Below are 12,962 nucleotides of genomic sequence, written 5' to 3'. Positions count from 1 at the left end.
ATTATTTTACAAAAATAAATGATTCGAAATAGTCTGAAATTATTAAAGAGTGATTCGGTATTAAAATTGTCCGAATTATTAAAATGGAATTATATTGCCTGATGATATTATAAATTTCTGAATATCAAAAGGCTTTTAAAAATAAGTTGTTTAAGTTTTTATAAGTTTGTTTAAAACAAAAGTGGTTTTTTGTAATCTAACGTTTGATAGTTTTCAAGCGTTAGATTTTTTTTTTTAGAATTCTTCAACGAGTACTTTTTTTTATCATAATTAATAATTTAAAAAATATCGTAAAATATTTACTTTATAATTAGTATTTTGTATTATTATTATTATTAATATTTAAAATTCTCATTTAGAATTTTAAATATGATGACAAGATTATTTTTCTCATTCTTTCTTTTAATATTTATTCTCAATCTTTGACAGAGGAATTGATTGATCGTTTAAATGGTATTAATGATCATCAGGAAAAAGTTAGCAATGTGCCGAAAAATTGCGTTGGAATTTCAAAATTCAGATTGGGATCGAGCTATAAAATACATAGAATTAGCTGAAGCTGAGGCAAAAAAAATAAAGGAACCAAAACAAAATCTGGCTTATGTATGTATTACGGCAGAAAAAATGTATGCTTCGAAAGATGTTTTGAATATTGCTTTGCAATATTATTTGCAAGCCTATGAAATCTATAAAAACAGCGATAATATTGAGGAAGTTGCAAAATTAGAAAACAACCTCGCTATTATTTATGCGCAGGGAAAAAACAAAGAAAAGGCACTGCAATATCTTTTTAATGTATATCGAACACCTACAATGATCGATATTTTTTCAAATAACTGTTTGAAAATGAAGAAAAAAGGGTTGTTGGTTTATGAAAAAAACGGGATGATTTTTCAATCATCCCGTCAAGTGGAGTCGCCGGGAATCGAACCCGGGTCCAAACAAGCAACTAAAGAGCTTTCTACACGTTTATTTCCTGATTGGATTTTCGTTGTTGAGCTAGGTCAGGAACAACCACTCAACACTTATCTTCTTAATTTCGATCTCCACCCGAAGCTCATGGAAATCTAGGTTTATTTTTACGGTTCTCCTGGACTGACCGCCACAAACCAAGGCTTTCAAGGAGAATCCAGCTTCCCTATCTGATAGGGACGTGGCTTAATCTTACTATAATTCGGATTATGCAGCTAAAGCGTAGTTATTTTCGCCGTGTAAAATTGTAAGATCTTATATTTACGAGCAAGGTCTCAATGCTCGACGTGCTTACTTTCCAATTCGACTTGCTGTCAAAACCAGTCGACCCCAAAAATGAGTTTGCAAATTTATACTATTTGAAGTTAGTTTTGTAATAAATTTTGCAGAAAAATAATATTATTCTTCATCTTTAAAATTAAACGGATAATCACCAAAAATTGGAGCCAGTTTACGAACCGCATAAGTGTTTCTCGTCATTTTATTTGATAAAGCAATTATGGTAACATTTTCTTTTTGTAACGGAATATATGATGAGGTATTTCCGTGCCACCAACCGTTATGAAAGTAATAATTCTGTCCTGAATCCCAATTGATCATTCTTATTCCTAAACCGTAATTTTTTGTGCCTTTTCTTTCATTACTATAACCCGTATAAACTTGTTTTAAAAGTTCTGGTTTCAGAAAATCCGGAGCATTTCTCGCTCTGTCAAACTTAAGTAAATCACGTGGAGTAGAGTAGATGTTTTTATCACCATAAACACAATCCAGATAATCAAAACCAATTTCTACACCATTACCTTTATAAGAAGGAACAATTGTTTTTCTGTCTTTTTCATTATCTAAAACAAAAGTATTGGACATTCCTAAAGGTTTAAAAACCATTTGAGTCATGGCTTCTTTGTAAGTCAGTCCTGTTATTTTCTCTATGATAAGAGCAAGCATTGCATAATTCGTATTACAGTAACTAAAACGTGTTCCTGTTTTTGATTCCAGGCCAATATCTTTAGTTGCCAGAATATTAAGAATATCTTTATTCGTTAATTGATTATGTCTGTCCCAAACTGATTTATCGCGATCTGTAAAATAAGCATAATTACGCATTCCACTACGATGGCTAAGCAGCATTCGTATTGTACAATCCGGGTACGGGAAAGTCTTTAGTATCGTATTTACTTTTTGATCCAAATCAAGTTTACCTGCATTTACCAATTTCAAAACAGCAGTTGCTGTTAAAACTTTACTTACTGATGCAATATGCAACGGAGTATCGGCTGTAATTGTTGTGCCTTCATTTTTGTTGGCATAACCATTATATCTTTCAAAAATAATTTGACCATTTCTGGCTACCAAAAATCCGCCATTCATAGAATTGTTTGGCCAGTTTTTATTATAAAAGTGATTTATCCTTCCGGTTACTGAATTTATATAAGCTTGCGTAAGTCGTTTTTCAGGACCTAAAGGCTTCATCTTAGGTAAGGTGTCTTCTATTGTAACCTCTTCTTTATTTGTTGTGTTTTTATCTTTCCCACATGACCCTAAAACTAAAATTAGGAAAAGTATTTGTGGTATATTTGTCTTTTTAAGGAAGCTCATTTTCATCATTCTTTAAAAACAAATATATAGAATTCAATATTTATGTTTTGCCAATTTTGTGTAACCAAAAAGGTAGTTTTAACAAAAAATTAAGATTTTGTTTAATTAGTTGTTTGTTAGTCAGCTTTTAACAGTTTACGAACATTCTAAATTGATTTTTAACAACAAAACTTTAACTAAATTTGTTATATTTGAAACAAAATGAGTTCAAAAAGTTATATTAATAATTATTTTAATCTGCTATAAATGAAATTTGGAATTATTAAGGAAAGAAAAAATCCGCCTGACAGACGTGTTGTATTTTCACCAAGCGAACTCGTAAAACTGAAACAAACTTATAATGAAGCTATCGTTGAGGTAGAAAGTTCAGATATTAGGATTTTTACGGATGTTCAATATCAAAGTATGGGAATTACTGTTACGGATGATGTTTCTAATTGTGATGTTTTATTTGGAGTAAAAGAAGTTCCTGTTGAAAATTTAATCCCGGAAAAAGCATATTTCTTTTTTTCTCATACAATAAAGAAGCAGCCTTATAATCAGAAATTGTTAAAAGCAATTTTAGAGAAAAACATCGATCTATATGATCATGAAACTATTGTTGACGATCAAAATCGCCGTTTAATTGGTTTTGGAAGGTATGCCGGAATGGTTGGTGTTTATAACGGAATCCGCGCTTTTGGAATAAAATTTGAATTATTTAAATTGCCAAAAGCAGAAACTCTTTCAGGAAAAGATGCACTTATCATGCATTTGAAACGTATTAATTTGCCCGCATTAAAATTTGTGCTTACCGGAACCGGAAAAGTGGGGAGCGGAGCAAAAGAAATTTTGGACGCTATTAAAGTAAAAGAAATTACAGTTGAGAATTACTTAACTAAAAATTATACACAACCAGTTTACATTCAGTTAGATGTTTTAGAGTATAATAAACGCACTGATGGAAAGGTTTTGGATTTTCAGGATTTCGTTGCGCATCCTGATGAATATGTTTCAGATTTTGAAAAGTTTACTAAAGTTTCGGATATCTATTTCGTAGGACATTTTTATGGGGCTGGTGCTCCGATGATTTTAACGAAAGAAATGCTGAATGCTAGTGACTGCAAATTAAAAGTTGTTGCTGATATATCTTGCGATGTAAAAGGACCAATTGCATGTACTTTGCGTTCGTCTACAATCGAAGAACCTATTTATGGATACTTTCCTTTAGAAGATAGAGAAGTAGAGGTGTTTCATCCTGCAGCTGTTGTGGTTATGGCAGTTGATAATTTGCCATGCGAAATTCCAAAAGACGCCAGCGAAGGTTTTGGCGAACAATTTATGGAACACGTAATTCCTGCCTTTTTTAATGGAGATAAAGACGGAATCCTGCAACGTGCAAAAATAACGGAGAAAGGAAAATTAACCGAAAGATTTAGCTATTTACAAGATTATGTAGACGGGAAATAAGGAGGTTTCAGTCGCGGTCTCAGTTTTCAGTTTTAAGAGCGGGTAAACTTTGTCAAAGCTGTAGGTATTAATAAAGTTAATAAAAAAGGCAGAAAACTATTTAGTTTTCTGCCTTTTTTATTAGTTGCGACTGCGACTGCGACTGCGACTGCGACTGCGACTGCGACTGCGACTGCGACTGCGACTGCGACTGCGACTGCGACTGCGACTGCGACTGCGACTGCGACTGCGACTGCGACTGCGACTGCGACTGCGACTGCGACTGCGACTGCGACTGCGACTGCGACTGCGACTGCGACTGCGACTGCGACTGCGACTGCGACTGCGACTGCGACTGCGACTGCGACTGCGACTGCGACTGCGACTGCGACTGCGACTGCGACTGCGACTGCGACTGCGACTGCGACTGCGACTGCGACTGCGACTGCGACTGCGACTGCGACTGCGACTGCGACTTTTTCTACACCATCTCTTCCGGTTTTACCCAGGCATCGAAGTCTTCCGGAGTTACATAACCCAAACGTACGGCTTCGTCTTTTAGGGTCGTTCCATTTTTGTGTGCGGTCTGAGCAATTTCAGCAGCTTTGTAATAGCCTATTTTTGTGTTCAAAGCGGTAACCAACATCAACGAATTGTCGACCAATTCTTTGATACGTTTGTAGTTGGGTTTGATTCCCTGAGCACAATGCTCGTCGAATGAAATGCAAGCATCGCCTAATAATCTTGCTGACTGAAGGAAATTAGCAGCCATTACAGGTTTAAAAACATTCAATTCATAATGTCCCTGCATTCCGCCAATGGCGATTGCCATATCGTTTCCTATTACTTGTGCGCAAACCATGGTTAAAGCCTCACATTGTGTTGGGTTTACTTTTCCCGGCATTATTGATGATCCCGGTTCATTTTCAGGAATATGAATTTCTCCAATTCCAGAGCGAGGTCCGGAAGCTAACATTCTGATATCGTTTGCTATTTTATTTAAAGAAACAGCCAATTGTTTTAAAGCGCCGTGTGTTTCGACAATCGCATCGTGTGCAGCCAGAGCTTCAAATTTATTCTCGGCTGTAACGAAAGGTAATTTGGTGAACTTTGCAATATATTCAGCGACTTTTACGTCGTATCCTTTTGGAGTATTTAATCCGGTTCCTACTGCGGTTCCGCCCAATGCTATTTCGGATAAATGTGCTAAAGTATTTTTAAGTGCTTTTAGTCCAAAAGACAATTGAGCTGCATATCCTGAAATTTCCTGACCAAGCGTGAGGGGAGTTGCATCCATAAGATGTGTACGGCCAATTTTTACAACATCTTTGAATTCGGTTGCTTTTGCAGCTAAAGTTGCGTGTAGTTTTTCGACTCCCGGAATGGTTGTTTCAATAACCATTTTGTAAGCTGCAATGTGCATAGCCGTCGGGAAAGTATCATTTGATGACTGGGATTTGTTTACATCATCGTTCGCTTTGATAAAAGGTTCGCCTTCGCCAATATTGAAACCTTTAAGAACTTGTGCACGATTGGCAACCACTTCGTTTACATTCATGTTGCTTTGTGTTCCTGAACCTGTTTGCCAAATTACCAACGGGAATTCATCTTTTAATTGTCCGGCCAGAATTTCGTCACAAACTGCTGCAATTGCATCTCTTTTTTCGGCTTGCAAAACACCTAGATCAGCATTGGCATAAGCTGCTGCTTTTTTTAGATAAGCAAAGCCTTCTATGATTTCTTGTGGCATAGATGCCGAAGCTCCAATTTTGAAATTGTTTCGGGAACGTTCTGTTTGTGCGCCCCAGTATTTGTCTGCAGGGACTTGTACTTCGCCCATTGTGTCTTTTTCTATTCTGTATTTCATGATGTTTTTTGTAAAATGTTATAGGTGTAATTGGTAAAATAGTATGGTAAATAAGACGCGGATGAAACCGGTCTACCTCGTAAAAGCGCTAATTAGAACTGATTTTTTTTCTTTATGATTGAAACTTCTTATAAAAACGGTTTTCCTAGCCCTGATGGGAGCGACATCCTTTTATGGCGGGGTTCGACATAAAAGATATAGCGTACAGCAGGAAATAGCTCCTGAAAACACTTATCTTCTTCTTTTTTAGATTGTTTGATTATAAAGGAATTAATCATGGCAAAAAAAGCTTATTTAAAATGAGTTTAAATATACGGATTATTATGATTTTATAAAAATTGATTTGGATTTTATTGCTAAGGAAAAATATAAGACCTACATTTGTACTTACATTCAAAAATTCCGGAAAACATGTTTGAATTTTCACAGTACTTAGGCTTTTTACTTTTCTTGACCATACTAACTATAGGGTTTTGGTTGATGTTTTTCTTGGTTGGTTTCGTATCTTATTGGGTTACGGGAGCGAGCTGGGAACTTATCAAAGAGAAAAGAGCAAAGAAAAAAGCAGAACAAGCAATTTAATTTTAAGTTGACTTCATAAAAAAAGGACCCGTTTTACGAGTCCTTTTTTTTATGCAAATAAATTTAAAATACAAAATCCCAAAAATAAAAAATTCCAAATTCCAATTTTTTAGAACTTAATCATTAAGTCTGGAATTGGAATTTGGATTTTTTATATTTTGGAATTTTAAGGAATGTTATCCGGGAAAATCTCCCCCACCATCACCTTCATTTTTAGGTGCTCCCGGTTTCTCTCTTTCGGTTTTAGGTTTGTTAAAACGATAAGTGAAAGATAAGTTGAATTGACGTTTACGGAATTGCATTTCGCTATATGATGTCTGGCTCTCAAGAGTTGTGTCATTCTGCAGATAAGTGTATGACCTCATGATTCTTGAGTTGAAGATGTCGCTGATGTTGAATGCAACAGTCGCTTTGTCTTTTAGTACATCTTTACTGAAAGCGGTGTTCATTGCAAATTGTCCAAGGTTTTTACCCTGAGCAGTTTTTTGTTCTCCATTGTAGACTCCGCTTAATTGCCAGTCGATTTTGTATGGTAACGTTAATTTTGAGTTGATTCTGGCAAACCAGGTATTAGCTTGGTTGTTTAGATTTTGCACAACCACATTTCCGTTCGTATCGGTATACGTATTTTCTCCCGTTGTTTTTACGTTATAAAGGTTGAAGTTACTGTTTACTCTCCATTTCTTAAATGGTGTATAATTCAGTGTAAATTCGAAACCATATTTTTGCTCTCTTCCTAAGTTAATTGGTCTGCTTAAAATAACAGGAATTCCATCTACTGTGTCACCGTTTGGAGTTCGTACGAAACTAAAAACGTCTTTTGTGTTTTCGAAATAAGCAGAAGTATTAAAAGTCAATTTATCCCAACGTTTGATGTATCCAATATCATATTTGTCAGTTAAAGAAGGATCTAAATCCGGATTTCCCTGAAAAATATTAATATTGCTCGAGTAATTTGTTGCAGGATTCATGAAACGACCTCTGGGTCTTGTTAAACGTTTACTGTAGCTTGCAGTAAAGTTGCTCTGATCTGATATTTCGTAACTAATAAAAGCACTAGGAAATAAATTGTTGTATTTCTTAGTGTTAAACTCATTAGTGTCTAGTAAGTTAACCTGAATATTGGTATCTTCCCAACGTAATCCAAATAAATAAGAGAATTTATTAACCTTAAAGCCATACTGGGTATATACCGCGTTTATGTTTTCTTTGTACTCTAAAGTGTTTGATAAGTTATCATCTTTGACACCTGCGCCATCAGTGATTAGATATTGGTTATTCAGGTCTCCAAAACTACCTTTATATCCGGCTTCGAACTGGCTTCCTTCGCCTAATGGCAGAACATAGTCAGCCTGAACTTGTATTTGTTTTTGAACTTGATCGTTTAACGTGTTGTTAAAATTAGGTGAAGCTGTAATAATACTGTTGCTGTCGTCTGTATTTCTTGAAATCGATAAATCAGCGGTAAGTTTATGTCCCTTATCGTTGAAGTTTTTGATCAAATTGGAAGTATATTCTACATTTTCGCTTCCTGTATTTCCATTGTTTAAACGGTATGATGTACCGGTATAAGCGTGGGCAGCATCATAATTATAATAATTAATTAAGTCTCTGGTATCACCACTATTTTTTTGGTAATTAATGGCATTTGTCCAAAAAGTATTGGGGGCAACTGTCCATTCTATACCTGCTCTTCCATTAAATCCCTCGTTAGTTCTTTTGGTATCACGATCTTCGTCTAAATAACCTTTAGGAGTTCCGTTAGCATTAAGATATTCCGTATTGGTTAATCCGCCGCCTTCGTTAGTTCTGTAGTTGTAACCCGCTGTCGTAAAATAATTTAATTTTTCGGTTTTGTAGTTTAGGTTCCCACTTAAGCCATAAGTCTCAGGAATTCCTGTTGAGGCAATAAAAGTTCCGTTAAAGCCCTGGTTTTTTCCTTTTTTAAGAATAATGTTAATTAATCCTGAACCACCTTCCGCATCATAACGAGCAGATGGGTTTGTAATTACTTCTACTTTATCAATAGCATCGGCGGGTAATTGGCGTAAAGCTTCTGCAACATTAATAGCGTTTGAAGGTCTTCCGTCAATTAAAATTCTAATGTTGTCACTTCCTCTTAAACTTACATTTCCTTCAGTATCAACAGAAACTGATGGAACATTGTCTAAAACGTCGCTTACAGTTCCGCCTTTAACCATCATATCCTGTCCAACATTGTATACTTTTTTGTCCAGTTTTATTTCTACCGTCGATTTTTCGGCACGAATTACAACTTCGTTTAATTGTGCTGCATCTTCAGATAGATTAACAACTCCTAAGTTGGTATCGCCCTGAATGTTCTTTCCTTTGATTAGGGTGGGCTTAAACGAAATGAATTCAATCTTTATATCATAAGTTCCCGGAGCAACCGCTACATCAAATTCACCTTTTGGATTGGTGATACCTCCAGCAATAACTTTTGTGTCATTTGGAGCAGTGATTGATATTGTTGCATATTCAAGAGGTTGTTTGCTTATTTTTTCGAAAACTTTCCCCGTAACTTTTACTTTGTTTTTAGCAGGTGGTCCTTGTTGGGCATAATTGTAAAAACTTGTAAATAGCAATACAAGCAATACAGCAAATTTGATTTTTTTCATTATATTTTTGGTTTCTTTTTATTTTAGACCACAAATGTACCTTTTGGTTTAAAGAGGGAAATCACAAAAATATGTTAATTTGATTCTTTATAATCAGTCTAAAAAAGCCGCTACAAGATCAGGGTCTCTTCCAATAATAGCTTTTCCGTCTTTTACAACAATTGGACGTTCGATCAGAATTGGATTATCAATCATAGCCTGAATAATCTGATCGTTACTTAGTTCTTTTCCTTTATAGTTTTCGATCCAGATTTTTTCTTTGATTCGGACTAATTCAAGAGGTTCGAGATTAAGCTTTTTAAGAACTTCTTTTAGCTCATTAAAAGTTGGGGTTTCTGTCAGGTACGGAATAATTTGATATTCCTGATTTGTTTGTTCTATGAATGCCAGACAGTTCCTGGATTTGCCGCAACGTGGATTATGGTAAATTTGTATCATTTTGAGATATTTAAAATATGTTGTAAGATAATTAAACTAAAATTAGGTATTTTAGCAAGAGCAAAAATAAGGTTTACTTATTAAATCGAATTCTCATTTTTAAATTATTATAAATATGTTTTTAGAACAAGGAATTAAACCTCAAAATAAATTTTGGCTATATCTTATAGGATCAGTTTTGATTATTATCGCATCGTTTATTGGTCAAATTCCTTTTTCGATTGCAGTATTGTATAAAAGTATTGTCAAGAAAGAGGATTTTCCAACAGACAATGCTGCTGTTATGAAAATATTCGAACCTAATCTTACCTTGTTTTTGGTAATGATTTCTTTTGCTTTTGCACTTTTGGGAATTTATTTTGTGGTGAAGTATTTGCATCATCAAACATTTTTATCGGTTACGACATCTAGAAAAAAAGTAGATTGGAAACGTATTGGTTTTTCATTCCTTTTATGGTCTTTCTTTACATTAATAAGTTTTCTGGTTGTGTATTTTAATTCTCCCGAAAATTTTATCTGGAATTTTAAACCGGTTCCGTTTTTGATTTTGGTTGTTATTGGGGCGATATTAATACCAATACAAACGAGTACAGAAGAATATGTTTTTAGAGGATATTTGATGCAGGGATTTGCTAATTTGGCACTAAACAAATGGTTTCCGTTGTTGATGACATCGATCATCTTTGGATCGATGCACATTTTTAATCCTGAAGTTGAAAAAATGGGTTACGTTATAATGGTTTATTATATAGGAACCGGCTTGTTTTTAGGTATCATCACTCTTATGGATGAAGGAATAGAATTGGCATTAGGGTTTCATGCTGCAAATAATTTGATTGGCGCTATATTGGTTACTTCAGATTGGTCTGTTTTTCAGACACATTCCCTTTTCAAAGATATGTCAGAACCTTCAGCGGGTCTGGATGTTATATTGCCGGTTGTAGTGATTTATCCTATTTTACTATTTATCTTTAGTAAAAAATACAATTGGACTAATTGGAAAGAAAAATTAACAGGTAAAATAAATGTTGTAGAAATTTCAAATCAATAATAATATGTCAAAATTAACACACAAAAATGTCCATAATTATTTTAAAATAGATGGATTTCATTTAAACGCAGACGAGGTGCGCCGTGTTGCTTATGATTATATAAAAGAAGGTGATGGCAACGAGCAGGCGATAGGAGAGTTTTTACTCGATTGGTTCGATGATAAGGATTATATCGAATTGAGAACTTCCGGAACAACCGGGCTTCCTAAATTGGTGCAATTAGAAAAACAAGCCATGATTCAATCGGCTTTGGCTACGGGAGATTTTTTTGAATTAGAGCCAGGAAACAAGGCTTTACTTTGTTTGCCTGTAAAGTTTATTGCCGGTAAAATGATGCTGGTTCGAAGCTTAATTTTAGGTCTTGAGTTGGATATTACAGAGCCAAGTACGCAACCATTAGCATTTAATGATAAAGTATATGATTTTGTTGCAATGGTGCCTTTACAGGTTCATAATTCTATTGCGGCCTTAAAAAATGTAAAGAAATTAATTGTGGGAGGGGCAAAAATGGATGCTGCTCTCGAAGAAAAAGTTTTACCATTAAAGACAGAAGTTTATGAAACTTATGGTATGACTGAAACGATTACTCATATCGCTGCGAGAAAGGTAGGAGAAAATGTTTTTACTGTTTTGCCTAATGTAAAGATTGCTCAGGATGATCGGGGATGTTTGGTTATTAAATTGGCGAGTATTTCTGATGAGCCTATTGTAACCAATGATTTGGTCGATTTAGTAAGAGAAAATCAATTTATTTTTCTGGGAAGAATCGACAATGTTGTAAATAGTGGAGGAGTGAAGTTAATTCCCGAACAGATAGAAGCGAAATTAATTAACAAGATAACGAATAGATTCTTTGTTACGGGAGTTCCTGATACTATTTTAGGAGAAAAATTAATTTTGGTTATCGAAGGAGAAAAGCAAGAATTTGCTGCGGACTTTTTTGATGTTCTGGATAAATACGAAAAACCGAAAGAAATTGTTTTTGTTCCAAAATTTAAGGAAAACGAGAATGGGAAGTTATTGCGTAAACCAAGTTTAGTTTAAGGTATTCCCAAAATAAAAATCCCAAATTGCAATTGTAAAATTGGAATTTGGGATTTTTTAAAATATAATTTATATGTTATTCAGCAATTACAGCATTTTTACGTTCTAACAACGCCATATAAAATCCGTCGAAACCTGATTCTGAAGCTAAAATTTTACGGTCTTTTATGAACGTAAATTGTTTTCCGATTTCAGTTTTTAAGAATTTTTCTATTTGCTCCTGATTTTCAGATGGTAAAACAGAACAAGTTGCGTATACTAATTTTCCGCCTGGTTTTACAATTTTAGAATAACTTTCTAAAACTTCTGCCTGTACTTTTCGGATATTATCAATAAACTCAGGTTTTAATTTCCACTTAGCATCAGGATTTCTTTTTAGAACTCCTAAACCACTACAAGGCGCATCAATTAATACACGATCTGCTTTTTCGTGTAATTTTTTGATCACTTTTGTTGTGTCAATAATTCTGTATTCAATATTAAAAGCACCATTTCTTTTAGCTCTTAATTTTAATTGTTTTAGTTTGCTTTCATACAAATCCATTGCAATCAATTGTCCTTTATTTTCCATTAAAGAAGCAATATGCAATGTTTTTCCTCCTGCTCCTGCGCATGTATCAACGATACGCATTCCTGGTTTTACATCAAGAAAACCGGCCACCAATTGTGAGTTTGCATCCTGAACTTCAAAAAGTCCCTGTTTAAAAGCGTCAGTTAAGAATACGTTTGCTCTTTCTTTTAAGACTAAAGCTTCAGGTTGATCTTTTAAATATTCTGTTTCAATATTCAAATCCATCAACGTGTTTCTTAGGTTTTCCTTAGTTCCTTTAAGTGTATTGGTTCTTAAAATAACTTTTGCAGGTTGATTTTGAGCTGCAATTTCTGTAGCCCAAACTTTTTCGCCAAGTTCTTTTACGCCCAATTCATCCATCCAGTCCGGAATAGATTCTTTAAGTGCTCTAACTTTAGAAAGTTCATCAAAACGTCCTTTTATTTTTCTTTCAGGAGTTCCTTCCAGTTGTTTCCAATCCGGAATAGGATAACCTCTTAAAACTGCCCATACGGCAAACATTCTCCATAGATTCTCTCTGTCGAAAGGTTCTTTTACTTCGGCAATTTCTGCGTATAATCGTTTCCAACGAACAATTTCGTATATCGTTTCAGCAACAAACTTCCTGTCAGAACTTCCCCAACGTTTGTCTTTTTTTAATGCTCTTGCTACCACTTTGTCTGCATATTCTCCTTCATTGAAAATTGCATTTAAAGAATCGATGGTAGTATAAACTAAATTTCTGTGTAATCTCATTTTAATTATTTGAGTTGCAAAGGTACTATTAATTGATT

General features: G+C 34.6%; 9 protein-coding genes and 1 other RNA gene. 4 read left to right on the top strand and 6 right to left on the bottom strand.

The genetic code is table 11. The annotated features are described in order from the left end of the window. Positions 1–907: 907 nt before the first annotated feature. Positions 908–1,304: a transfer-messenger RNA gene (gene ssrA, locus QLQ94_RS22865) on the bottom strand. 67 nt (positions 1,305–1,371) lie between these two features. Then, a complete protein-coding gene (locus QLQ94_RS22860; protein ID WP_482500002.1) occupies positions 1,372–2,574 on the bottom strand; it encodes a serine hydrolase domain-containing protein in 1,203 nt (400 codons plus the stop codon). Positions 2,575–2,814: 240 nt separating this feature from the next. On the opposite strand from QLQ94_RS22860, the gene QLQ94_RS22855 reads away from it, so the two are divergent. After that, the gene (locus QLQ94_RS22855) at positions 2,815–4,017 is read left to right on the top strand and encodes an NAD(P)-dependent oxidoreductase (RefSeq protein WP_482498634.1); all 1,203 of its coding nucleotides are present in this window, start codon (positions 2,815–2,817) and stop codon (positions 4,015–4,017) included. Between the two features lie 460 nt (positions 4,018–4,477). Here QLQ94_RS22855 and fumC read toward each other — a convergent pair whose 3' ends face one another. Further along, a complete protein-coding gene (gene fumC, locus QLQ94_RS22850) occupies positions 4,478–5,863 on the bottom strand; it encodes a class II fumarate hydratase (protein ID WP_482498632.1) in 1,386 nt (461 codons plus the stop codon). 411 nt (positions 5,864–6,274) lie between these two features. Here fumC and QLQ94_RS22845 point away from each other — a divergent pair, with 411 nt between their 5' ends. Further along, the gene (locus QLQ94_RS22845; protein WP_194615743.1) at positions 6,275–6,445 is read left to right on the top strand and encodes a hypothetical protein; all 171 of its coding nucleotides are present in this window, start codon (positions 6,275–6,277) and stop codon (positions 6,443–6,445) included. Positions 6,446–6,621: 176 nt separating this feature from the next. Here the strand turns inward: QLQ94_RS22845 and QLQ94_RS22840 are convergent, their stop codons facing one another. Further along, positions 6,622–9,084 (bottom strand): TonB-dependent receptor, encoded by a 2,463-nt coding sequence (locus tag QLQ94_RS22840; protein WP_482498630.1) that lies wholly within the window; start codon positions 9,082–9,084, stop codon positions 6,622–6,624. Positions 9,085–9,177: 93 nt separating this feature from the next. Then, the gene (gene arsC / locus QLQ94_RS22835; RefSeq protein WP_427402426.1) at positions 9,178–9,522 is read right to left on the bottom strand and encodes an arsenate reductase (glutaredoxin); all 345 of its coding nucleotides are present in this window, start codon (positions 9,520–9,522) and stop codon (positions 9,178–9,180) included. A gap of 115 nt (positions 9,523–9,637) precedes the next feature. Between arsC and QLQ94_RS22830 the strand changes: the two genes are divergently transcribed. Beyond that, positions 9,638–10,573, top strand: a complete 936-nt coding sequence (locus tag QLQ94_RS22830) for a CPBP family intramembrane glutamic endopeptidase (protein WP_427402425.1) — start codon at positions 9,638–9,640, stop codon at positions 10,571–10,573. A gap of 4 nt (positions 10,574–10,577) precedes the next feature. After that, the gene (locus QLQ94_RS22825) at positions 10,578–11,618 is read left to right on the top strand and encodes an AMP-binding protein (RefSeq protein WP_482498627.1); all 1,041 of its coding nucleotides are present in this window, start codon (positions 10,578–10,580) and stop codon (positions 11,616–11,618) included. 76 nt (positions 11,619–11,694) lie between these two features. Here QLQ94_RS22825 and QLQ94_RS22820 read toward each other — a convergent pair whose 3' ends face one another. Continuing rightward, positions 11,695–12,924 (bottom strand): RsmB/NOP family class I SAM-dependent RNA methyltransferase, encoded by a 1,230-nt coding sequence (locus QLQ94_RS22820; protein ID WP_271338598.1) that lies wholly within the window; start codon positions 12,922–12,924, stop codon positions 11,695–11,697. Between the last annotated feature and the right edge of the window lie 38 nt (positions 12,925–12,962).

This window comes from Flavobacterium sp. B114r, assembly GCF_056824125.1.
The sequence above is the reverse complement of the archived record's forward strand: the minus strand, read 5'-3'. Positions and strand labels throughout refer to the sequence as shown.

Excerpts from the sequence above, each read along its gene's own strand:
- QLQ94_RS22845 (WP_194615743.1), top strand. The coding sequence starts at position 6,275 with ATGTTTGAATTTTCACAGTACTTAGGCTTTTTACTTTTCTTGACCATA.
- QLQ94_RS22860 (WP_482500002.1), bottom strand. The coding sequence starts at position 2,574 with ATGAAAATGAGCTTCCTTAAAAAGACAAATATACCACAAATACTTTTC.
- QLQ94_RS22825 (WP_482498627.1), top strand. The coding sequence starts at position 10,578 with ATGTCAAAATTAACACACAAAAATGTCCATAATTATTTTAAAATAGAT.
- QLQ94_RS22840 (WP_482498630.1), bottom strand. The coding sequence starts at position 9,084 with ATGAAAAAAATCAAATTTGCTGTATTGCTTGTATTGCTATTTACAAGT.
- QLQ94_RS22830 (WP_427402425.1), top strand. The coding sequence starts at position 9,638 with ATGTTTTTAGAACAAGGAATTAAACCTCAAAATAAATTTTGGCTATAT.
- QLQ94_RS22820 (WP_271338598.1), bottom strand. The coding sequence starts at position 12,924 with ATGAGATTACACAGAAATTTAGTTTATACTACCATCGATTCTTTAAAT.
- arsC (WP_427402426.1), bottom strand. The coding sequence starts at position 9,522 with ATGATACAAATTTACCATAATCCACGTTGCGGCAAATCCAGGAACTGT.
- QLQ94_RS22855 (WP_482498634.1), top strand. The coding sequence starts at position 2,815 with ATGAAATTTGGAATTATTAAGGAAAGAAAAAATCCGCCTGACAGACGT.
- fumC (WP_482498632.1), bottom strand. The coding sequence starts at position 5,863 with ATGAAATACAGAATAGAAAAAGACACAATGGGCGAAGTACAAGTCCCT.